We start from the raw sequence: 22,003 nt of genomic DNA on the forward strand, positions 1-22,003 counted from the left end.
TACCTTGCTACATCAAGCTTTTGACGTAGGCGTCAATGTCGCTGATATATTTCTCTGTGCCGGGGGCATCTTTCTCACGAATGAGATGCTCCAGCGTTTCACATAACTGCTTGCCGGGTACCAGATTGAGCATGGCAAACACCCCTTTCAGGCGGTGAGCCGTCTGTGCCAGCGCAGCAAAATCGTTTGTCGCTGATTCAGTATACAACCTCTTAACATCATCCGGTACCGTGTCTACAAACAGCGCATAATAACCGCTGGCATGGAGCTCAGCGTTCTCATTTACGCCAGCTGGCGTTCCCAGTAATTCTCCCTGTGCAAGCTGCTCTTCTATCAGTTGGAGTACCGCTTCCTGCATGGCATTACTGATATTAAAGTTTACCCGCAGTTGTCCTGGGCCAATCTTACGAATACCAGCCTCATCATCGCTTAAAAGCAAGCCAGGCGCAGTAAGATTAGACGGATTATCTGTCAAAAACAGATCATATTCTTGACTCGTCAGCCTTTCATCCGGGGAAATACAGCTCGCGCCCCAGTTTTCAAGCTGTCGAATAACGATACTGCGGATTTCGTTCGAGGTGATATCGACCATCGCGATAACCTCGTCCAGCAGTTTCTCTTCGGCTTCCGCTTCTTCTTCGCGAGGCGCCATCTTCACGTGCAGTGAATAGCGCGTACCCAGTGATTCCCGCGCTTTGATGTTCAAATGCCCGCCAAGTTTACGTGCCAGCTGATCACAAAGCCAGAAGGTAAGGGCATTGGCCTTGCCAAAGCCGTCTTCCTGCGTCTCATTCAGGAACGGGAAATGCAGGTTATCGATTTCACTGTTGCTGACGCCGTTGCCTGTATCCAGAATTCGGAAAGTCAGGCGCTCTTCTGCGGATTCATCTTCACCCACTTCCAGGGTGATTTTACCGATTTGCGTGGTGGTGACGGAATACTGAATCAGCAGCAGCAGGATGCGCTTCAGGGCATCGCGATCGCCGTGGCGTTGCTCGCTGGCGGCTAACTGATTGTTAATGAGCAGCTGCAAGCCTTTGCGCTTAATGGCGGGTAAAACCTCAGGCACCACTTCATCAATTAAATCCTGAAGGGAGAACAACACTGAGCTGCCTTTCCAGCCGTCACCTTCCAGCATATTGGCTAGCTGTATTTCATCCACCAGCCGCACCAGTGTATCGGCATGTTGAGCCAGCTTCTGATGTTGCTCACCGTCGACAGCGCCAGCTTCTTCGGCCAGGGATTTCGCCGGTTGCTTCAGGGCCTCGCCAATGTTTTGCATGAACGCCATGCGCCCTTGCTGGTTTTTCTCGTACAGACGCTGCGCCTGCTTGAGCTTTTTGTTCACCAGTACTTCTTTATCCTGATCGCGAATAATGAAGATTTGCGTACGCGGAGCCACCTGGCTGCGGAACTGGCGAATCTCATACAGTTCGTTGTTGATGGTGGCCTGAATCACACCCTGATGCTGATCCGCCATGCTGGTAATGTTTTGCAGGTTCAGGTGTGGCAGCAGATGGTCGGCAATTTTATTGCTGATAAGCGTTCGGTTCGATTCCTGATCGTGAACCAGCAAACCCAGCGGAAGAACGGAAACAATCTCTTCATTAATCGCTTTCAGCGCTCGTAGCTCGTTGTTCGCGGCCGAAGGTACGCCAGTGTCTGCCTGGCGACGGCCAGAATAATGACGAAACGTGTTATAGCCAAACAGCGCCAGTGCCAGCAGGCCGATATTGAGCAGCAGCGGCAGCAGGATGTTTTGCAGTGTGTCCATCATCAGCGTGGCGAACGGCACCTGCCAGACGAGGCGCATCCCCGTCGAGTTAAGCGACGAAGCGATTTCAATACGCGAGCTATTAAAGTTAATGCTGACGCTGTCCGCAGCTTCTTTATCCTGGTTGCGCAGATTGCTTTGCGACGGATCTGGCTCCAGGCGGAAGCTGTCCAGCGCCATGCCCGGCGGGATCAAATCATTAATAGGCAGATCAAACGCCACCACGGTCGCCAGATGACCTGGCTGGTTGAAGGTGGTGCGCAGAGTGAAATAGTGGCCATTTTGCCAGGCAAGCCGACGCAGAGAAGAGAACGTTTCGCGTTCATCGAGCGTATTGGCCTGCTGAAGCATTTCTGCCCGGCGGGAATCGACAATGCTGCCAACAGAAGATTCTTTGAAGCCTGCTGAGAGATCTTTCAACGGCAAGGTAGAAATCAGGATCAGACTGTTATCCTGGCCATTGAGGTAATACATCGACCACGGCACGGTTTCGGCACCCCAAAGCGTATCCAGATAGGTCGACATCTTTTGCGTCATGTCGAGGGTGGAGCCATCGTGGGAGCCAAAGATCAGCGCTTCGGTTTTACGGCGTGGTTTTTCGAGGTAATAAACATCCTGCTTCAGGCGAGTTTCCTGCAGGCCTTCTTCACCCGGCGTGGAGGTCGCAGAGGCGGCGATGTTGTCATAGATTTGCCACGTCGCGTAGCGCCAGGTATCGACGCGCTTATGAATCGCATGAGTCATGTCGACGACCTGATAACTTTTATCCTTAAGCCACGCATTCACCGCGCTCTGGATCATCACCCCCATCGTCACCAGCAGGACAATGATCAGCAGCAGAAAGAAACGGGTGATGCTCCCGGGGATAAGGGAGAATTTGTTAGGGAAAGTCGTGTCGGAATGACTCATTAGTGTGTGTAATCCATGATGACTGCACCAGAAGAGCGCGAAAACGTTACTTGCTGCCTTGCCCGAAATGGCTCTCTGCTAAGGCAAGTCCAGCAGGCAGTATAAAGCCTAATACGCCAATTTCCACATTCTGCCGCCTGTTGCTGGCTTTCTGAGCAACCTCCACAGTGTGCAGGGTAAAGATGTACATCGTTACATTTTCTGTACAAATATTTACGATGAGCGCTGGGGAAATAGCACTAATTAACAAGAGATTATTTAACTGCTAGTACTAAAGGCAAATTTTGCCAGCGAGGATGATTACTTAATAGTCATTATAATTTCATGGCGGTAGCACATAACTATTAAGTTTACGTAAAGAAGGGTAAAAAAAAACCGGATGCGATGCACCCGGTAGAAATTTGAGTAAACAGACATTCAGAACTGAATGACGGTAATAAATAAAGTTAATGATGATAGCGTCGATTATTTTAGAGATCGCTGAGCATTTTGTTTTGTCATTCAGTGCTATACCGGATCATGCTTTTAGTGTGTTGATTTTAATGATTTTTTCATATTTTTTGATTATTGGTGCGATATTTTTTAGCTTTTCGTGGCATCTAAAAGTTCCCTCTGATTTACATACTGAAACACCTAATGGGTAGTTTGAAACACCTTAAAAGTTCTCGTATCATTTTCTTGTTGGATATTTCTGCATTTTGCAGCACAATGGGTTTGCCGACTGATTAGAGGGTTAATCAGTAAGCAGTGGCGATAAAAAAGGCATATAACAGAGGGTTAATAACATGAAAGTTAAAGTACTGTCCCTCCTGGTACCAGCACTGCTGGTAGCAGGCGCAGCAAATGCGGCTGAAATTTATAACAAAGACGGCAACAAATTAGATCTGTACGGTAAAGTTGATGGTCTGCACTATTTCTCCAGCGACGATGGCGCTGATGGCGACCAGTCCTACATCCGTCTGGGCTTCAAAGGCGAAACTCAGATCAACGACCAACTGACCGGTTACGGCCAGTGGGAATACAACGTTCAGGCGAACAACGCTGAAGGCGCTGATGGTAACCAGTCCTGGACTCGTCTGGCATTCGCTGGTCTGAAATTTGGTGATGCAGGTTCCTTCGACTACGGTCGTAACTACGGCGTACTGTACGACGTAGAAGGCTGGACCGATATGCTGCCAGAGTTTGGTGGCGATACTTACACCAAGTCTGACAACTACATGACTGGCCGTACCAACGGTGTTGCGACTTACCGTAACAGCGATTTCTTCGGTCTGGTTGATGGCCTGAACTTTGCTCTGCAGTATCAGGGCAAAAACGAGAACCCAGGTTCCGGCGAAGGCACCAACAACGGTGATCGTAACTTCCGTAACGCGAACGGCGACGGCTTCGGTATCTCCTCTACCTACGACATCGGCGAAGGCTTCAGCGTAGGTGCGGCGTACGCCAACTCTAACCGTACCAACGACCAGAAAAACGCTCATCTGGGCAACCAGCAGTACACTGCCGGTGACAAAGCTGAAGCGTGGACTGCAGGTGCTAAGTATGACGCAAACAACGTTTACGTTGCTGCGATGTACGCTGAAACCCGCAACATGACTCCATACGGTTCTACCAGCACTGACAATGGTATGAACGGTGGCGGTATTGCAGACAAAACTCAGAACTTCGAAATCACTGCTCAGTACCAGTTCGACTTCGGTCTGCGTCCAGCGGTTTCTTACCTGCAGTCTAAAGGTAAAGGCCTGAACACCATTAATGGTAGCGACGACAAAGACCTCGTTAAATATGTTGATGTTGGCGCGACCTACTACTTCAACAAAAACATGTCCACCTATGTTGATTACAAAATCAACCTGCTGGACGGTAACGACAGCTTCTACAAAAACAACGGTATCGGCACCGACAACATCGTTGCTACCGGTCTGGTTTACCAGTTCTAATCGACTGTTAATCAGCAAAAAGGGTCCTTCGGGACCCTTTTTTTTATTCTTTGTTTACCCTCCCTGGTGTACCCTTGCGCGCAAACAAGAGGGACTTCGTATGGCTATCACTTTTTTTCGCACGGCACTGATTGCCGTCACATTCATTATTGCGGGTTGCGATAACGGCACGCCAGTGTCGACGACGGAGAAGGCGCCCGCCACCGTGCTGGAAGGGAAGACAATGGGCACCTTCTGGCGAGCCAGCGTGATTAATCTCGACGATGCGCATGTTGAAGCGCTGCGCCAAAAGATTCAGGCCCAACTGGATGGCGACGATCAGCTGCTCTCCACCTGGAAAAACGACTCCGCATTGATGCGTTTTAATCATTCCCGCAGCATGACACCCTGGCCGGTCAGTGAAGCCATGGCGGATATCGTCACCGAGTCGCTGCGAATTGGGGCCAAAACGCAAGGTGCCATGGATATCACCGTGGGCCCGTTGGTCAATCTCTGGGGCTTTGGACCGGACAAGCAGCCGGTGAAAACGCCAACTCAAGAACAAATCGACGCGGCAAAAGCGCGTACCGGGTTGAAACATCTCTCCGTCATTAACCAATCTGGCAGCCAGTATCTGCAAAAGGATCTTCCTGATCTGTATGTCGATCTCTCCACGGTGGGCGAAGGCTACGCAGCAGATCATCTTGCTCGTCTGATGGAGCAGGAAGGGATTTCTCGCTACTTAGTTTCTGTCGGCGGGGCGCTGGTCAGCCGTGGCATGAATGCCGAAGGTCAACCATGGCGAGTCGCGATCCAAAAGCCGACCGATAAAGAAAACGCGGTGCAGGCGATTGTGGATATTAACGGGCATGGGATCAGCACTTCCGGCAGCTATCGCAATTATTACGAGCTGGACGGCAAGCGTATTTCTCACGTGATTGACCCGCAAACGGGCACGCCTATCCAGCATAAAATGGTCTCGGTCACGGTCATTTCCCCTACGGCGCTTGAGGCGGATGGTTGGGATACCGGATTAATGGTGCTCGGCCCGGAAAGAGCCAAAGAAGTGGTGCGCGAACAAGGGCTGGCGGTCTATATGATCGTCAAAGAGGGCGACGGCTTCAAAACCTGGATGTCCCCGCAGTTCGAAACCTTCCTGGTGAATGGCAAAAATTAAAAAGCAAGAATGGCGGTTTTTTTCTCTGCCGCCTGCGCCAGACTCAGGCTACCCTTGTAAGGAGCCGGAGTATTTATGAAACGTAATGCCACCCCTAATGACGAGATCCGCTGGCAGTCCGTGCTGGAAAGAGATCCCAATGCCGATGGTCACTTCGTGTTTGCGGTGCTGACCACCGGCATTTATTGTCGCCCATCCTGCCGGGCGCGGCATGCGCTGCGCCAGAATGTTCAATTCTTCAGTGATGCCAGCGCTGCGCAGGAAGCAGGCTTTCGCCCCTGCAAACGCTGTCAGCCAGACAAAGCCGACCCACATCAGCAGCGCATTGAAAAAGTGGCGCAGGCCTGTCGTTTGCTGGAACAAGAAACCACGCTGACGCTGGATGAACTGGCACGTGAAGTCGCTGTCAGCGCTTTTCATTTCCATCGCATGTTCAAATCCGTCACAGGCATGACGCCTCGCGCATGGCAACAGGCCTGGCGTGCGAAGAAACTGCGCGAATCACTGAAAGTCAGTGAAACCGTTACCGATGCGGTGATGGCTGCAGGATTCCCCACCAGCAGTAGCTTTTATCGCCAGGCAGACAGCACGCTTGGTATGACGCCGCGCCAGTATCGTGAGGGCGGCAACGCGCTCAGCGTGCGCTACACGCTGCAATCCTGCCAGCTAGGACGTTGTCTGGTGGCTGAAAGCGATCGAGGCATTTGTGCCGTGTTGCCTGGTGACAGCGACGAAACCCTGATCGCCGAACTGGAACAGATGTTCCCGCATGCCCAAAGAGAAGAAGCTGACCAGACGTTTCGCCAGCGCGTAGCAACGGTGATCGCGCTACTGGATGGTCAACATTTGTCGGTCGATCTTCCTCTGGATATTCGCGGCACAGCTTTTCAACAGCAAGTCTGGCAAGCGCTCAGAGCGATTCCCGTTGGCGAAACGCGTAGCTACCAGCAAGTGGCTCAAAGTATCGGGAAACCGAACGCGGTTCGTGCGGTCGCTAATGCTTGTGGCGCAAACCGACTGGCGTTGCTTATTCCGTGCCATCGGGTCGTTCGTCAGAGCGGGGCACTGTCGGGGTATCGTTGGGGCGAAGCGCGCAAAGCAGAGCTTCTGCGTCGTGAAAAAGAGCAGGGCCGTTAACCATGCTGGATTTATTTGCCGATACGCCTCCCTGGCAGGAACCCTTAGCGCCTGGTGCCGTGATTTTGCGTCGCCGGGCGCTGGCCTGTGTCGCGGAATTGATGGAGGGAATAGAAGAGGTGGCAGCACGCTCACCGTTTCGGCAAATGGTCACTCCCGGGGGCTTCACCATGTCGGTGGCGATGACCAACTGTGGCGACGTGGGCTGGACAACGGACATACATGGGTATCTGTATGCGCCAGTTGATCCCCAAACTCGCCAGCACTGGCCAGCGATGCCTTCGGCGTTCAGAACGCTGGCGCTCGACTGTGCGCGGGAAGCGGGCTATCCCGATTTCCAGCCTGATGCCTGTCTTATCAATCGTTACGCGCTTGGCGCAAAGCTCTCACTGCATCAGGATAAAGATGAAAAAGAGCTGAGAGCGCCGATTGTTTCTGTGTCGCTGGGATTGCCGGCGGTATTTCAGTTTGGCGGGTTAAAACGTAACGATCCGCTGATGCGCGTGCTGCTGGAACATGGTGATGTGGTGGTCTGGGGCGGGGCGTCGCGCCTGTTTTATCACGGGATCCAGCCGCTTAAAGATGGGCATCATCCCGCTACCGGCAACCTGCGTTACAACCTCACTTTCCGCCATACCTGAAACAGCAATAAAAATAAGAATTATTCTTGATGTAGCGCGAGAGCCGTTTAAACTGCTGGCTGTTTTTGCTTGTCCGGGATTTTTCTATGCAGCTTCTTCTTCTGGTCTGGCGTCAGTATCGCTGGCCGTTTATTGCCGTCATGCTGTTAAGCCTGCTTAGCGCGGCGCTGGGTATCGGCCTGATTGCCTTCATCAATGTGCGCCTGATTGAAAGTGTCGATGCCTCAATCGTGGTTCTGCCGGAATTCCTCGGGCTGTTGCTGCTGCTGATGGCGGTCACGCTTGGCTCGCAGTTGGCCTTAACCGTGCTGGGCCACCATTTTGTGTATCGCCTGCGCAGTGAATTCATCAAACGTATTCTCGATACGCAAATCGAACGTGTGGAAAAACTGGGCAGCGCGGCGTTACTGGCCGGGCTAACCAGCGACGTGCGAAACATCACCATTGCGTTCGTGCGCTTACCGGAACTGGTTCAGGGGATTATCCTGACGTTCGGCTCGGCGGCGTACCTGTTTTTCCTGTCAGGGAAAATGCTGGTGATCACCGCGCTGTGGATGGCGCTGACCATCTGGGGCGGTTTCGTGCTGGTGGCACGAGTGTATAAACACATGGCGACGCTGCGCGAAACGGAAGACAAGCTGTATAACGACTACCAGACCGTACTGGAAGGGCGTAAAGAGCTGACGCTGAACCGTGAGCGCGCCGAGCATATTTTCAATAACCTCTATATTCCGGACGCCAAAGAGTATCGCCATCATATTATTCGGGCCGATACCTTCCACCTCAGCGCGGTTAACTGGTCGAATATCATGATGCTGGGTGCTATTGGCCTAGTGTTCTGGATGGCGAACGGCCTGGGTTGGGCAGATACCGCTGTGGCGGCAACGTATTCCTTAACGCTGTTGTTCCTGCGCACGCCGTTGCTTTCGGCTGTGGGGGCATTACCGACGTTGCTCAGTGCACAGGTCGCGTTTAATAAGCTCAATAAGTTTTCACTTGCCCCTTATCGTGAAGCGTTTCCTAAACCTCAGGCGCATCCTGACTGGAAGACGCTGGAGTTGCGCGAAGTCGCCTTCCATTATCAGGACAACACCTTTGCCATTGGGCCTGTCAACCTGACGCTGAATCGCGGGGAACTGGTGTTTCTGATTGGCGGTAACGGCAGTGGGAAATCCACCTTAGCCATGTTGCTGACGGGTCTTTACCAGCCTGTGTCCGGCCAAATCCTGCTGGATGGTCAACCGCTGGTCGCCGACAAACCGGAAGATTACCGCAAGCTGTTCTCCGCGGTGTTTACCGACCCCTGGCTGTTTGATCAACTTCTGGGGCAAGAAGGGCAGCAGGCCGATCCGCAACTGGTGGAAAAGTGGCTGGAACAGCTAAAGATGGGGCACAAGCTGAAGCTTGAGAACGGCAAAATCCTCGATCTTAAACTGTCTAAAGGGCAGAAAAAGCGCGTCGCGCTGCTGCTGGCTCTGGCTGAGGAGAGAGATATCATTCTGCTGGATGAATGGGCTGCCGATCAGGACCCGCATTTCCGTCGCGAGTTTTATCAGGTCTTGCTGCCGTTGATGCAACAGATGGGCAAAACCATTTTTGCTATAAGCCATGACGATCACTATTTCATCCACGCCGATCGCCTGCTGGAAATGCGTAACGGCAAGCTTAGCGAGCTGACTGGCGAAGAGCGAGATGCCGCTTCTCGCGATGCGGTGGCTCGTACTGCGTAACACCAGACGCCCCAGTAATGGGGCGTCTGCTCTCTTTTTCACCACTCCCGCCCGTTGTTTATTATTTTTTACATTCACTCGCGCTATGCTTAGAGGCTGGAAAACCGCCTCTTCAGTTCAAGGATCGCCCATCGATGTCCGTCTTTCATAAAAACAGCGCCCGAGTGCGTGACCAGGAACGTGCTCGCCTCATCTGGCTTCTGACGACGGACAAAGCCATCACCTCGGCCTTGTCCAATAAATTGACGCTTGCGGAGCAGTATGACGAAGGTCGGCTGGCGGACGATATTGCTGAAGTGGGGGCGTTGGTTGCTCACCTGCCTGCGCCTGACCTGGCAGATACCCTCGAAGCGCTTCCCTCGGATGAGCGCCATGCACTGTGGGGGCTGGTGGACGACAGCAAGCGTGGGAACGTGTTGCTTGAAGCCTCCGAAAGCGTCTATGAAGACTTGATTGAGGGCATGAGCGACAAGGCGCTGCTTGATGCGCTCGAAAGCCTGGATATCGATGAAAAAATTTATCTGGTTCAACACCTCCCACGAAATCTGACCGGGCGCTTATTAGCTACGTTGCCCGCGGAAGAACGTGCGCGCGTAAGGCAGGTGATGAATTATGCCCACGACAGCGTCGGGGCGATCATGGAGTTTGAGGTCATCACCATTCGGCCTGATGTGACACTGGGCGCGGTGCAGCGCTATCTGCGTCGGCTGGGGAAAATGCCTGAGAACACGGACAAACTGTTCGTCACGACCCGTGACAAAAAGCTGCTGGGCGAACTGGAGCTGCAAACCATTCTGCTCAACCCGGCGCAGCGGCGTGTGCATGACGTGATGGAAGCAGAGCCTGTGACGTTTCACCCTGAAGAGGACTCAGAAAAAGTTGCCCGAACCTTCGAACGTGACAACCTGCTGAGTGCGGCGGTCATCGATGCTGAAGGCAAGCTGCTGGGGCGTCTGACCATCGATGAGATCGTTGATGTGGTTTACGAAGAGACGGATAACGATATTCGTCAAATGAGCGGCTTGAGCAACGATGAAGACGTCTTCGCCCCGGTCAGCAAAGCCGTGAAAACGCGCTGGGCGTGGCTGGCTATCAACCTGTGCACGGCTTTTATCGCTTCACGCGTCATCGATGGTTTTGAGCACACCATTTCGCAGTTGGTGGCGCTGGCTTCACTGATGCCGATTGTCGCAGGAATCGGCGGTAATACCGGCAACCAGACCATCACGATGATTGTGCGTGCGCTGGCGTTACAGCATATTCAGCCGGGCAACTTCTCGTTTCTGATCCTGCGTGAAATGGGCGTGGCGCTGATCAATGGCCTGGTGTGGGGCGGGATTATGGGCGTCGTAACCTGGTGGCTGTATGACGATCCGCAACTCGGTGGCGTGATGATGCTGGCGATGGTCCTTAACCTGCTGGTGGCCTCAATGATGGGCGTCCTGATCCCGATGATCATGACTAAACTTGGGCGCGATCCGGCGGTCGGTTCCAGCGTGATGATCACGGCGATCACCGACACTGGCGGCTTCTTTATTTTTCTGGGTCTGGCGACAGTGTTTCTGCTTTAAGCGAATGTAACTTGCGAATGCGGGCTGGAATCAGCGCCAGGATCACAATGCCTGCCAGCACGCCAACAGCAAGGTTTCCAGTGCTGACGGTGGCGATGACAGTGGCAACCATCACTACTGTCACGGACCACGGTGTCTGTTTCAGTGCGGCGGGCTGAATGCTGTGCCAGCTAAAAGTTTTTACCGCCACAATCACCATAATGCCTGCCAGCACCGCCATCGGGATGTTGGCCATTACTTCACTCAGGCCAGTCACCAGCAATAACAGCACCAGGCCAGCAACCAGCGTCGAAAGTCGGCTGCGGCCTTTGCCCATCTCAACGTTCACAATCGTCTGGCCGATCATCGCGCATCCGGCGATGCCGCCGTAGAACCCGGCCAGAATATTGGCAATCCCCAACCCGGCGCTTTCACGCGCTTTATTGGAAGGGGTAACCGTTAAATCATCCACCAGTTTTGCCGTCAGCAACGATTCCATCAGGCCGACGAAAGCGATGCTCAGCGCACAAGGCCAGATGATTTGCAGCGTTTGCAAATTCAAGGGCACCAGCAATTCGGTCAAACCGGGCAGGCCGCCGGACATGGAGCCCTCGTCGCCGACCGTCGGCAACAGCTGACCGCTGAACACCGTAAAGAGCGTCAACAGAACAATGGCGATGAGAGGGGAAGGAATGCTTTTGACGACACGCGGGGCGAACAACACAATCACCAGGGTGGCGGCGAACAGCGCCAGCACCCAGGGGTTTTTGCTCCAGAAGTGGGGAACCTGAGCAAAGAAAATCAGGATGCCCAACGCATTCACGAAACCGGTCATCACGGCTTGTGGGATGAAGCGCATCAGCCGGGCCATGCCCATCACACCAAACAAAATCTGAATGATACCCGCCATCACCACCGCAGGCAGAATGTAGCCCACACCGTGCTGGTGCACCATCGGCCCAATCACCAGCGCCACCGAACCTGCCGCCGCCGTCACCATGGCCGGACGGCCACCTAACACCGACATCGCCAGACACAGCACCACGGAAGCAATCAGGCTGACTTTAGGGTCAACGCCCGCAATCACAGAGAAAGAGATAACTTCCGGGATAAGCGCCAGGGCGGTGATCACGCCTGCCAGAGATTCGCGCAGCATCAGCGCAGGCGAGCGTACGACGGTTCGTATCGCGCTTTGTTCAGCAGCAGTCAATGATTCAGTGGTTGCAGGCATAGAAAATGTAGGGTTATGGAAAGTGGGTTTTACATAAGATGTCCGACGTGCGGTGCATCACAAAACGGGCGATATTACCGCGTTGTGTCACACTTCGCCAGTACCAATACTCATTTGACTGCCACATTTATTAAACATTTTTATAACAGATCTCAAAACAGAACTTAAATTTTAAACAATATTTAAATCTTTCATCGTCAGTGCTAACGTGGATTCCCCCGAATCGTTTCACCTGCGCTAAACAAAAACGCGAGTACAGAAGGCTCATTGCGATGAAGAAAAAAATGGCCGTACGTCGCTCACAGGCGGTTGGTTTGCATGCCGAACCTCTGGCAACACACACCAACTCCCGTAACGAGCATCAGACGGATGTATTGTTGATTGGCGGCGGCATCATGAGCGCCACGCTGGGAACCTGGCTTCAGGAACTGGAACCAGACTGGTCTATTACCATGGTCGAGCAAATGGACAGCGTCGCCGAGGAGAGCTCGAACGGCTGGAACAATGCCGGAACCGGTCATGCCGCCCTGATGGAGCTGAACTACACGCCGCAAAAAGCGGACGGTTCAATCAGTATCGACAAAGCCATTGAGATTAACGAAGCCTTCCAGATCTCGCGTCAGTTCTGGGCGCACCAGGTGACACGCGGCGTACTTCAGCAGCCGAAGACCTTCATCAATACCGTGCCGCACATGAGTTTTGTCTGGGGCGAGGACAATGTGAATTTCCTCCGCGCTCGCTATGCCGCTTTGCAGCAAAACTCCCTGTTCCAGGGGATGCGCTATTCCGAAGATGTCGAGCAAATCAAAAAGTGGGCGCCGCTGGTGATGGAAGGGCGCGACCCGCAACAAAAAGTGGCCGCCACGCGTACCGAAGTTGGCACTGACGTCAACTATGGCGAAATTACCCGCCAGCTAATTGCTGGTCTGCGCAGCCACGACAATTTCAGTCTGCAACTCAACACTGAGGTTCGCCGCTTTAAGCGTAATGCGGATAACAGCTGGACTGTGACGGTCTCCGACGCCAGCGACCGCAAAGCTCGCCGGACAATCCGCGCGAAGTTTATCTTTATTGGTGCAGGTGGCGCTGCACTGAAACTGTTGCAGAAAACGGGCATCCCGCAGGCGAAAGAGTATGCAGGGTTCCCGGTCGGTGGGCAGTTCCTGGTCTGTGAAAACCCGGAAGTCGTTAACCACCATCTGGCGAAAGTGTACGGACAGGCCTCCGTAGGGGCGCCGCCTATGTCGGTGCCGCACATCGACACGCGAATTATTGATGGCAAACGTGCAGTGTTGTTTGGACCGTTCGCGACATTCTCTACCCGCTTCCTGAAAAATGGCTCGCTGTGGGATCTGCTCAGCTCGACCAACAAATCGAACATTCTGCCGATGCTGAACGTCGGGCTGGATAATTTTGATTTGGTGAAATATCTGGTCGGCCAGGTGATTCAGAAAGACAAAGACCGTCTGGCAGCGCTGAAAGAATATTATCCGCAGGCGAAAAAAGGGGACTGGCGTTTGTGGCAGGCCGGTCAGCGCGTGCAGATAATCAAGCGTGACGAAGAGAAGGGCGGCGTACTGCGCCTGGGCACGGAAGTGGTTAGCGATGATCAAGGCACCGTTGCCGCATTGCTGGGTGCATCGCCGGGCGCTTCGACTGCTGCGCCAATCATGTTGCAACTGATGGAGCAGGTCTTTAAAGAGAAAGTAAAATCTGCGGCCTGGCAGGAGAAATTGCGAGCCGTGGTGCCCACTTATGGTCGTCGTTTGAGTGGCGACCCGCAGGCGATTCAGCAGACGCTAGCGCATACCAGTGAAGTGCTTGGCCTGCGTTATGAAACACACGTCGTTGCCGATCCTGTCCCGCAGGCTCAATTTACGCCACCGTTGGTGGAACTGAAGCCTGTGGCGGATATTGCCCTGTAAGACTAAAAAACCCCGGTTACCGGGGTTTTTTTTGCTGTCTTAGCGCTGCTCTGCGCTCTGAACGTTGTCTTCCGCTTTCCAGATACGGTATTTCACTTCAATATTTTCCGGGGCATAGACCACAATCGGCAGTTTGCTGTTGTAGCGGATCAATGCATTGTCGCCCAGATAGGCCGTGACAAATTTCTTCGTTTTCTTGCCATCCGGGCAAGCCATCATAGTAGATACCGGGGAAGTGACCTTATCGAAGACGAAGTAATCGTAACCCCAGCCTTCAAGCGTTTTGCTTTCCATCTGCCCGCCAAGACGGTGCTGGTTGCAGTCAACGTCCATCGTCTGACCAATCAGTAGCTCGACTTTATAATCAGCTTCGTCTTTCTGCACTGGCAGTGTAATCACCTGGCGCTTCATCCCTTTTTCGGCCTGCGGATACGGGGCAACTTTTTCCAGAGGCGTCGTTGAGGCGAAGGCGCTGGCGGACAGACAGGCCAGAGAGAAGAATGCGATATTCAGTTTGGATGCGTTTTTCACTGTTAATCCTTTTGATCAGTTAGCCACTGGCGAATCGTATCATCAGTTTGATGAATGATAAGACGAATTTACTAACATTTAAATAAACAGTGGTGATATATACCGTGGTGGGGAAGGAAAGATCCCCCGCAACAGGGCGTTGCAGGGGAGAAGGCTTAAGGTGTCACGATGTTAAACCAGAAGTCGAACTTATCCATGTAGCTCATCAGTTCGTCCAGCTTGGCCGCGTTGCCGGTGATTTTCATATCCCCTTTGGCTTTCGCCTGCTCAACGGTTTCCTGTTTCAGGATAATGCGGTTAAGCGTATCACGAGACAGGGTGATGGTGGCATCGGCCTCTTTCGCCTGAGCCTTCGCCGTATGGTTCAGCACGCCATTTTCCAGCTCCAGCTTGTACTTGCCTTGCTCGCCGAAGTCGAAGTTCAGCAGGGCTTTTGCATTCGCCGCCTTCATGCCGTTCAGGTGAACCGCCATGTAATCAAAGAACATTTCAGGCGTCATCGCACGCACGGTATCCGGGCTGGCGGTATTCGGCGTTGCCGCCCGGACGACACCATTTCGCAGTTCCTGAGCGCCGGTCAGGTAGAAGTTACGCCATGGGCCGGACTCAGCCTGATAACCTAACTGCTCCAGTGCATCCGCTTCCAGATTACGCGCTGCTTCGTTTTTCGGATCGGCAAAGACCACTTTGCTGACGACCTGAGCCACCCAACGATAGTTACCCTGAGCGTAATCGTCTTTTGCTTTGCTCAGGATCTGGTCAGGACCGCCCATGTAATCGACAAATTTCTTCGCCGCTTCTTCTGGTGGCAGCTCATCCAGCGTCGCCGGGTTGCCATCGAACCAGCCGAGATAGAACACGTAAGTCGCTTTCACGTCATGACTAACGGAACCGTAGTAACCCCGGCTAGCCCAGGTTTTTTCCAGCGTTTCAGGCAGCTTGAAGTTAGCCGCGATTTCATCACGGGTCAGGCCCTGGTTTGCCATGCGCAGCGTCTGGTCGTTGATGTAACGGTACATATCGCGCTGACCTTTCATCAGCTTGATGATGTTTTCGTTACCCCAGGTTGGCCAGTGGTGCTGAGCGATGATCACCTCAGCATCGTTACCCCAGCGTTCAATGGCAGCGTTAATGTACTTAGACCAGGCCAGTGGATCGCGAATTTTGGCGCCACGCAGAGAATAAGTGTTGTGCAGCGTATGGGTCACATCTTCCGCCGCTTCGATCATTTTCTTCTCTTTGACATACCACAGCATTTCAGACGGTGCTTCAGAGCCCGGTGCCATCATAAAGTCATAGGTCAGCCCGTCGATCACTTCTTCCTGACCGGTATGAGTGATGTAGTTGGTTGGCTGCAACAGGGTTACGGTGCCCGCAGACGTCGTGGTACCCAGGCCTGCGCCAACCTGGCCTTTTATATCAGCCTTCAGCAGGTTGCCATACTGGTAGCTCGCACGACGGCTCATGGCATTACCGGCCATGATGTTTTCGTCGACCGCCGCTTCCATGAAGCCTGCTGGTGCGTAAATTTTCACTTTGCCAGATTTCACATCCGCTTCGTCAACCACGCCGCGTACACCGCCGTAGTGGTCAACGTGGCTGTGGGTGATGACGACGGCGACAACCGGTTTTTTACCGCGATTTTTGAAGTACAGTTCCAGACCTTCTCGGGCTGGCTCTTCAGACAGAAGCGGGTCAACCACGGTGATGCCGTTTTTCCCCTCGATGATGGTCATGTTAGACAGGTCGAGGTTACGAATCTGGTAAACGCCGTCAGTGACCTTAAACAGGCCGCCGATGTTAATGAGCTGAGACTGACGCCACAGGCTAGGGTTTACGGTAGCCGGAGCCTGCTCACCTTCTTTGATGAACGCGTACTTCGCCGGATCCCAAATAACATTCCCTTGTTCGCCTTTAATCACATCTTGTGGCAGCGGGGCAATAAAGCCCTTATGAGCATTCTCGAAGTCAGTCCGGTCTGCGAAGGGCAGTTTCTGATACAGGCCTTCATTGGCTTTGATGGTGGCGTTCGTCGCGTCTTTCGGCATAACCTGAGCGAAAGCGGGCACGGACAGTGACGTCAGCAGCCCTGCGACTGCCAGATGTTTGGCAACCTGATTGAGTTTCATTAAATAGCCTCTCGGGTGTATTAATGTCGGGATGAGTGTCAGTCATCGAATTTGCTGAAAAGATGGTCAATATTGTAGAGGCTCAGGCTGCGCTGACTAGTGCCATATGGGACTGTTGCCGGAATAATATTTTGGACAAGCACGAAGGCTTCGTGAAAATGCTATAATCAGATGGCAAAATAAAAGGTAGAAATATAAAAGAGGTGAAGGGTGGATTTTGCAAAACTGCACAGCTATTACACATCGCTGAAGATTGATGGTCATGTGCCTGACCTGATGGCAAAGGGAGAAGTGTCTGAATATCCTGTCAATCATCACATCAAACCTGCACCCGGGTTTATTTATTTTATTATTGAAGGTTCATTAGCGATAACGGTACCCGGCAACGAATTAACCATTGGCAACACGATTGAATATATGCCGATTGGGCTGATGGAAAGATATTGCCCACTGGTAGCATTTGAATATACCAGTATGACGCCTGTCGTGGTGGTTAAAGTCAGTTATGAGTGTTTTGACGAAATATTCATTCACGCCGCACCAGAGCGAGTTGTCGAGCTGACTACCATTTTAATCTACATGACGATTTTTAGTCTCGATTTGCATTCTGAACGCAGGCAGTTAACCAGCTACCAGACCATCAAACCGATGCTTTTTCGCTATCTTTACCGCAGCCAGACTCATCAGAATGAGCGTGAAGGCGTAGCCGCTTTCATCATGCGCAGGACAAACCTGTCCCGCACGCATGTTTTCCGGGTGCTAGCCGATCTCAAAGAAGGGGGTTACATCACGGTTGAGAGAGGAAAACTGGTTTCCATCAACAAAACCCTGCCAGAGGATTACTAAGGCTCAGGAACCAGGCGTTGCGTAACCGCCAATCACAAACCAGGCCAGGAAGGCGACAGCAACGATAAAACACAGAATAGGGAAGGCGATACCAATGCGCATAAGACCTCTGTTAAACACGTTAGTGACGAGCCTTGAGGCTCTCATTAATCAGCAGAGAGGCACCCAGCCTCTCAACATCACTCAAAGGATAAAACTTGAAAATTTATCTGCATTCTCCACAAGATAACGTGGGAAATGCGGTGTTACCAAAGCCTGTTTGACCATTTTACGGTCACGGTTCCAGATGTCTTTTCCGTTGGTCAGAGCATCGATAATATGATCTTTATTGTTCAGATGCGGCAAATCGTACTCTGTGTGCGAAATCGAAGACATCTTCTCGGCAATACGCTCTGGCGTCATAATCCACGAGAAGTGCCAGCCAGCGTCTTTTAACGTTTTACTCCGATACTTGAACAGATTCCTCGAAATGAAATTCTTGAAGATTCTTGATTTTTTGATATTTCGGAAAGTTTCTGGCTCACTATCGAAATATTTTTTCATGTTATTTAACGTGGTAGCTCTTGGCAGCGTACATAACCGTGTGCTTCCATCGGTGTTAAATACCTGAAGATTAAATTGATAGTTGTAAAAACCCATATGAAAGATGGTGCATAAGTGCGAAGGATTGATTTGGGCAATTGCTTCTGGAGTGAATATCTCATCAACGTCGGAAACTAAGATGATATCTTCACCTTTGGCATCTTTTAAACCCTGCATAATCGCATTTCTGGTCGCGGCTTCATTGGCCCAGGCATCAACTTCATTATCGCTACCAGCCTTTATTATTGGCGGTTCTTCATAAATGACATAGATGATTTTCTCCCGAAATTTTTCGAATCGGGAAATATCAAAATTAAGTTTTTTTGGCTTGCCAGTAAAGGTATGGGTTGATTCGACGATAACAAATCTGTCCACTGAGTCAAACAGTGTATTGAGGCGAATGTCTAACAACATGTCTTCGTCGTAATACAAAAAACAATCGTAAATCATACGGACGATCCTTGGACCAATGAGTCAATGCAAAAAAATTAAAATAGCGAAAGCTAAAAAATTAAACAGACGTATAGTAGCAACAGACTTGTACCGTAACCACTACAAATTACAGGCAAAAAAAAACCAACCTAATTGGTTGGTTTTCCTGAATATTTGGTCGGCACGGAGAGATTCGAACTCTCGACCCTCGCCACCCCATGACGATGCGCTACCAGGCTGCGCTACGTGCCGATGCAGGTGAATAATAGTACTGTTTTCAGCGCTGAATGCAAGACAGTACAGGCTAACTGATTCATAAATAATCAATCAGTTAGCGATAAAGCGTTTCTCTTCCGTCAGTACCTGAAGCAGCAAGCTCAGCTGCGGCTTCTGATCTTCAATCTGCTCGCCATCGCGATCCCAGGAACGGTAGCTGCCGTTATGGTTCAACACCACGGTGACCTTCGGCGTGGTGATCGCCAGGGCGCTGTTATTGGCGGCTGTCACCCAGTTGTGACGGCGCGCGGCGCTGAACAAGTCCTGACCCTGTGAGTATTCGTTTGCTGGCGTGCTGACGTGAAGCAGGCGCTGCATCAACGTGGTCATCACATCTTTATGATCCGTCAGTGTGTTGATTTGCTGAGCCGGGGTACCGGGCCAATGGATAATCAACGGTACCTGCAGCTGGTTACGGGACCACTCAAAGTTCGCCCCTTGTTTATCCAGCGCAACACCATGGGCGGCGGTGATGATCACGACCGTTTTTTCAAGCTTGCCGGAGTCTTTCAACGCGGTCAGCACACGATTGATTTGTTCATCCACATTCGCAGCGGCACGGCTGTAACGACGGTTAAAGCCTTGCTTCTGCGTGTCACCCAGTGTGGTGCCGTTGAACGATACCCACGAGAACCAGCGGTTTTCTTCCTGGGCGTAGCTGCCCAGCCAGTTGATCCACTGACTGGCGGTGTCTGCGTCGCTCTGCGTTTTTGACGGCGGCAGCGAGAAGTCTGACAACAGCGCCTGGCGATACATCGGGCTACTGAAGCCATCCGATGAGAACAGGCCGAGCTGATAGCCTTGCTGGTTCAACGCGGAAATGAGGGCTGCAGGAATACGTGCTGACAGCACACCGTCCATATAGCTCGGCGAAATACCGTAGAACAGGCCAAAGATACCGCTGTCTGCGGCATCACCGGAACTCATGTGCTGAGTGAAGTTAATGTTCTGCTGGGCGAAACTGCCCAACGCAGGCATCTGCTTCTCAAAGCGGGAATAGTTGAGGCTATCGACGGTAATCAGCAGAACGTTTTGCCCCGGCCCCATATCGCGATAACGCAAATCGCTCAGCGGATACTGCACGGAAACGGCTTCAGGATCGCCTTGCTCAATCAGGCGGCGCTGATAGTCCTGCGCATCCAACAGGCCATGTTTCTCCAGAAACTTACGCGCCGTCATTGGATAGGAGAGGGGCAGATTCGCGCGCTGCATGGTGATGGGGCGATAGAAATTCGCATCCGCCCAGATATACATCACGTGAGTGGCAACAAAGGCGGTAAACAGGAACCAGGCCACTGGGCGAGCGTAATGACGGCGGCGCGTCAGGCTGCGCAGCTTCTGCCAGCTCCAGGTGGCAAACAGCATCTCAATCAGCAAAATGACCGGGACGCTGATAAACATCAGCTGCCAGTCACGGGCCATCTCGTTTTGGTCAGGGTTGATAACCAGTTCCCAGACGATGGGATTGAGGTGCAGGTGAAAACGGGTAAAGACTTCGCTGTCTATCAGCAACAGCGTCATGCCTGTGGTGGCGAGAATGGCGGATAAGAAACGCATTAACCGCTGGGACATCACCACAAACGTGAGAGGAAAGAGGATCAGCAGATAGGTGGCAAACACCAGAAAGCTGAAATGCCCGACGAGGCTGATGTACGAGTACACGCGACCCGACAGCGTCGTCGGCCAGTCGGCGACAAACAGATAACGGCTACCCAACACCGAGGCCAGCAGAATGTTGAACAGGGCAAACCAATGCCCCCAACTGACCATCTGGGAGACTTTTTCTCGGTAGGGCTGACGATGAGTCACCATAAACTGTTTGTCGTCTTCCTTAGTTTGCCGGTTCGTCGCTTACAGAAGATTGCAGCGCCTGAGCAAAGGAGCGGGCAATCGCCTGACGCTGGGCGGGGGCGACGCTTGTGTTAATCAGGTTAGTCACCATATTGCCCAACACCATCAGTGACAGGTCGGTGGGTGCCTTGTGTTTTTCCAGCACGTTGGCTAATTCTGCGAGCAGCTGCTCAACGTGTTCATCACTGTAGCGGGAGAGTTGTGGCATAAATCAAAATCTGTTGTTCAGGAAAGGGCAACATATTACCGTAGCAGCATCTTTTTTTCCGCTTTTTTTCGCCTTTACACAGTTGCGCCTGCGGTGGTTGAATACCGCCCGGTCTAAAAGGAGAGTTTAACATGAGTCTGGATATCAACCAGATTGCCCTGCACCAGATGATCAAGCGTGACGAAGATAACCTTGAAGTGGTGCTGCGCGATAGCTTGCTGGAGCCAACGGCAACGGTCGAAGAGATGATGGCCGAGCTGCACCGGGTTTACAGTGCAAAGAACAAAGCTTACGGCATGTTCAACGAAGATAGCGAACTGGCTGAGTCGCTTCGCCTGCATCGTCAGGGTGAGGAAGATTTCCTGGCGTTCAGCCGTGCAGCAACCGGTCGTCTGCGTGATGAGCTGGCAAAATACCCGTTTGCTGACGGCGGCATCGTGCTGTTTTGCCATTATCGCTATCTGGCGGTGGAGTATCTTTTGGTCGCGGTGCTCAATAACCTGAGCAGTATGCGCGTCAACGAACAGCTGGATATCAGCTCCACTCATTATTTGGATATCAACCACGCTGATATTGTGGCGCGTATCGATCTTACCGAGTGGGAAACCAATCCGGAATCGACCCGCTATCTGACGTTCCTGCGCGGGCGCGTTGGGCGCAAAGTTTCAGATTTCTTTATGGACTTCCTCGGCGCGGGCGAAGGACTGAACGCGAAAAAGCAGAACCGTGCTTTGATGCAGGCCGTCGATGATTTCACCGCAGAAGCGCAGCTCGATAAATCTGAGCGTCAGAACGTGCGTCAGCAGGTGTATACCTACTGCAATGAGCAGCTTCAGGCAGGCGAAGAAATTGAAGTTGAGTCGCTGTCGAAAGAGTTGTCGGGCGTCGCCGAAGTGAGCTTCCAGGAATTTACTGCGGAAAAAGGCTATGAGCTTGAAGATAGCTTCCCGGCCGATCGCAGCGCGCTGCGTCAGTTAACCAAATACGCGGGCAGCGGCGGTGGGTTGACCATTAATTTTGATGCACTCCTGCTCGGCGAACGTATTTTCTGGGACCCGGCGACCGATACACTGACCATTAAAGGCACGCCACCGAATCTGCGCGACCAGCTTAAACGTCGCACTGGCAGCAATTAAGCCATAAAAAAACCCCGCC

General features: G+C 52.3%; 17 protein-coding genes and 1 tRNA gene. 9 read left to right on the plus strand and 9 right to left on the minus strand.

Going from position 1 to position 22,003, the window contains the following annotated elements:
• Positions 1-7: 7 nt before the first annotated feature.
• A complete protein-coding gene (rcsD, locus tag ACI2I2_RS07570; RefSeq protein ID WP_404657360.1) occupies positions 8-2,683 on the minus strand; it encodes a phosphotransferase RcsD in 2,676 nt (891 codons plus the stop codon).
• A gap of 785 nt (positions 2,684-3,468) precedes the next feature.
• On the opposite strand from rcsD, the gene ompC reads away from it, so the two are divergent.
• The 6 genes from ompC to mgtE all read left to right on the plus strand — a co-directional run bounded on the left by ompC (position 3,469) and on the right by mgtE (position 10,858).
• On the plus strand, positions 3,469-4,623 hold the full coding sequence (gene ompC / locus ACI2I2_RS07575) for a porin OmpC (RefSeq protein ID WP_404657361.1): 1,155 nt from the start codon (positions 3,469-3,471) through the stop codon (positions 4,621-4,623).
• A gap of 100 nt (positions 4,624-4,723) precedes the next feature.
• Positions 4,724-5,779, plus strand: a complete 1,056-nt coding sequence (gene apbE, locus ACI2I2_RS07580) for an FAD:protein FMN transferase ApbE (protein WP_404657362.1) — start codon at positions 4,724-4,726, stop codon at positions 5,777-5,779.
• Positions 5,780-5,854: 75 nt separating this feature from the next.
• The gene (gene ada, locus ACI2I2_RS07585) at positions 5,855-6,916 is read left to right on the plus strand and encodes a bifunctional DNA-binding transcriptional regulator/O6-methylguanine-DNA methyltransferase Ada (protein WP_404657363.1); all 1,062 of its coding nucleotides are present in this window, start codon (positions 5,855-5,857) and stop codon (positions 6,914-6,916) included.
• A gap of 2 nt (positions 6,917-6,918) precedes the next feature.
• Positions 6,919-7,557 (plus strand): DNA oxidative demethylase AlkB, encoded by a 639-nt coding sequence (gene alkB, locus ACI2I2_RS07590; protein ID WP_404657364.1) that lies wholly within the window; start codon positions 6,919-6,921, stop codon positions 7,555-7,557.
• Positions 7,558-7,643: 86 nt separating this feature from the next.
• Positions 7,644-9,287, plus strand: coding sequence for a multidrug ABC transporter permease/ATP-binding protein (locus tag ACI2I2_RS07595; protein WP_404657365.1), 1,644 nt, complete (start codon positions 7,644-7,646; stop codon positions 9,285-9,287).
• A 134-nt stretch (positions 9,288-9,421) separates the two neighbouring features.
• Positions 9,422-10,858, plus strand: coding sequence for a magnesium transporter (gene mgtE / locus ACI2I2_RS07600; RefSeq protein ID WP_404657366.1), 1,437 nt, complete (start codon positions 9,422-9,424; stop codon positions 10,856-10,858).
• Here mgtE and ACI2I2_RS07605 read toward each other — a convergent pair.
• A complete protein-coding gene (locus ACI2I2_RS07605) occupies positions 10,821-12,068 on the minus strand; it encodes a SulP family inorganic anion transporter (RefSeq protein WP_404657367.1) in 1,248 nt (415 codons plus the stop codon). The two genes, mgtE and ACI2I2_RS07605, sit on opposite strands and share 38 nt — an antisense overlap.
• 272 nt (positions 12,069-12,340) lie before the next feature.
• On the opposite strand from ACI2I2_RS07605, the gene mqo reads away from it, so the two are divergent.
• Entirely contained in the window at positions 12,341-13,993 is a 1,653-nt protein-coding gene (gene mqo, locus ACI2I2_RS07610) for a malate dehydrogenase (quinone) (protein WP_404657368.1), read from the plus strand.
• Positions 13,994-14,032: 39 nt separating this feature from the next.
• Here mqo and eco read toward each other — a convergent pair whose 3' ends face one another.
• Positions 14,033-14,524, minus strand: a complete 492-nt coding sequence (gene eco / locus ACI2I2_RS07615) for a serine protease inhibitor ecotin (RefSeq protein ID WP_404657369.1) — start codon at positions 14,522-14,524, stop codon at positions 14,033-14,035.
• A gap of 155 nt (positions 14,525-14,679) precedes the next feature.
• Positions 14,680-16,653, minus strand: coding sequence for an alkyl/aryl-sulfatase (locus tag ACI2I2_RS07620; RefSeq protein ID WP_404657370.1), 1,974 nt, complete (start codon positions 16,651-16,653; stop codon positions 14,680-14,682).
• 210 nt (positions 16,654-16,863) lie between these two features.
• Here ACI2I2_RS07620 and ACI2I2_RS07625 point away from each other — a divergent pair, with 210 nt between their 5' ends.
• Positions 16,864-17,499, plus strand: a complete 636-nt coding sequence (locus ACI2I2_RS07625; protein ID WP_404657371.1) for a helix-turn-helix domain-containing protein — start codon at positions 16,864-16,866, stop codon at positions 17,497-17,499.
• A 3-nt stretch (positions 17,500-17,502) separates the two neighbouring features.
• On the opposite strand, the gene ACI2I2_RS07630 is transcribed toward ACI2I2_RS07625, so the two are convergent.
• The 5 genes from ACI2I2_RS07630 to ACI2I2_RS07650 all read right to left on the minus strand — a co-directional run bounded on the left by ACI2I2_RS07630 (position 17,503) and on the right by ACI2I2_RS07650 (position 20,848).
• On the minus strand, positions 17,503-17,601 hold the full coding sequence (locus ACI2I2_RS07630; protein WP_312627073.1) for a YoaK family small membrane protein: 99 nt from the start codon (positions 17,599-17,601) through the stop codon (positions 17,503-17,505).
• 81 nt (positions 17,602-17,682) lie between these two features.
• A complete protein-coding gene (locus tag ACI2I2_RS07635; RefSeq protein ID WP_404657372.1) occupies positions 17,683-18,531 on the minus strand; it encodes a benzoate transporter in 849 nt (282 codons plus the stop codon).
• A gap of 157 nt (positions 18,532-18,688) precedes the next feature.
• Positions 18,689-18,765, minus strand: a tRNA-Pro gene (locus ACI2I2_RS07640).
• A 75-nt stretch (positions 18,766-18,840) separates the two neighbouring features.
• The gene (gene yejM, locus ACI2I2_RS07645) at positions 18,841-20,601 is read right to left on the minus strand and encodes an LPS biosynthesis-modulating metalloenzyme YejM (RefSeq protein WP_404657373.1); all 1,761 of its coding nucleotides are present in this window, start codon (positions 20,599-20,601) and stop codon (positions 18,841-18,843) included.
• Positions 20,602-20,620: 19 nt separating this feature from the next.
• Entirely contained in the window at positions 20,621-20,848 is a 228-nt protein-coding gene (locus ACI2I2_RS07650; protein WP_404657374.1) for a YejL family protein, read from the minus strand.
• A 131-nt stretch (positions 20,849-20,979) separates the two neighbouring features.
• Here ACI2I2_RS07650 and yejK point away from each other — a divergent pair, with 131 nt between their 5' ends.
• A complete protein-coding gene (gene yejK / locus ACI2I2_RS07655; RefSeq protein ID WP_404657375.1) occupies positions 20,980-21,984 on the plus strand; it encodes a nucleoid-associated protein YejK in 1,005 nt (334 codons plus the stop codon).
• Positions 21,985-22,003: the final 19 nt, after the last annotated feature.

The sequence above is a fragment of the Scandinavium sp. NPDC088450 genome (assembly GCF_044900545.1).
GTDB lineage: Bacteria > Pseudomonadota > Gammaproteobacteria > Enterobacterales > Enterobacteriaceae > Scandinavium.

Bases quoted from the DNA above. Each gene is read 5' to 3' on its own strand.
- alkB (WP_404657364.1), top strand. From the start codon at position 6,919: ATGCTGGATTTATTTGCCGATACGCCTCCCTGGCAGGAACCCTTAGCG.
- ACI2I2_RS07620 (WP_404657370.1), bottom strand. From the start codon at position 16,653: ATGAAACTCAATCAGGTTGCCAAACATCTGGCAGTCGCAGGGCTGCTG.
- apbE (WP_404657362.1), top strand. From the start codon at position 4,724: ATGGCTATCACTTTTTTTCGCACGGCACTGATTGCCGTCACATTCATT.
- yejM (WP_404657373.1), bottom strand. From the start codon at position 20,601: ATGGTGACTCATCGTCAGCCCTACCGAGAAAAAGTCTCCCAGATGGTC.
- ACI2I2_RS07595 (WP_404657365.1), top strand. From the start codon at position 7,644: ATGCAGCTTCTTCTTCTGGTCTGGCGTCAGTATCGCTGGCCGTTTATT.
- ACI2I2_RS07635 (WP_404657372.1), bottom strand. From the start codon at position 18,531: ATGATTTACGATTGTTTTTTGTATTACGACGAAGACATGTTGTTAGAC.
- yejK (WP_404657375.1), top strand. From the start codon at position 20,980: ATGAGTCTGGATATCAACCAGATTGCCCTGCACCAGATGATCAAGCGT.
- ACI2I2_RS07605 (WP_404657367.1), bottom strand. From the start codon at position 12,068: ATGCCTGCAACCACTGAATCATTGACTGCTGCTGAACAAAGCGCGATA.
- rcsD (WP_404657360.1), bottom strand. From the start codon at position 2,683: ATGAGTCATTCCGACACGACTTTCCCTAACAAATTCTCCCTTATCCCC.
- ACI2I2_RS07650 (WP_404657374.1), bottom strand. From the start codon at position 20,848: ATGCCACAACTCTCCCGCTACAGTGATGAACACGTTGAGCAGCTGCTC.
- ada (WP_404657363.1), top strand. From the start codon at position 5,855: ATGAAACGTAATGCCACCCCTAATGACGAGATCCGCTGGCAGTCCGTG.
- ACI2I2_RS07630 (WP_312627073.1), bottom strand. From the start codon at position 17,601: ATGCGCATTGGTATCGCCTTCCCTATTCTGTGTTTTATCGTTGCTGTC.
- mgtE (WP_404657366.1), top strand. From the start codon at position 9,422: ATGTCCGTCTTTCATAAAAACAGCGCCCGAGTGCGTGACCAGGAACGT.
- ompC (WP_404657361.1), top strand. From the start codon at position 3,469: ATGAAAGTTAAAGTACTGTCCCTCCTGGTACCAGCACTGCTGGTAGCA.
- mqo (WP_404657368.1), top strand. From the start codon at position 12,341: ATGAAGAAAAAAATGGCCGTACGTCGCTCACAGGCGGTTGGTTTGCAT.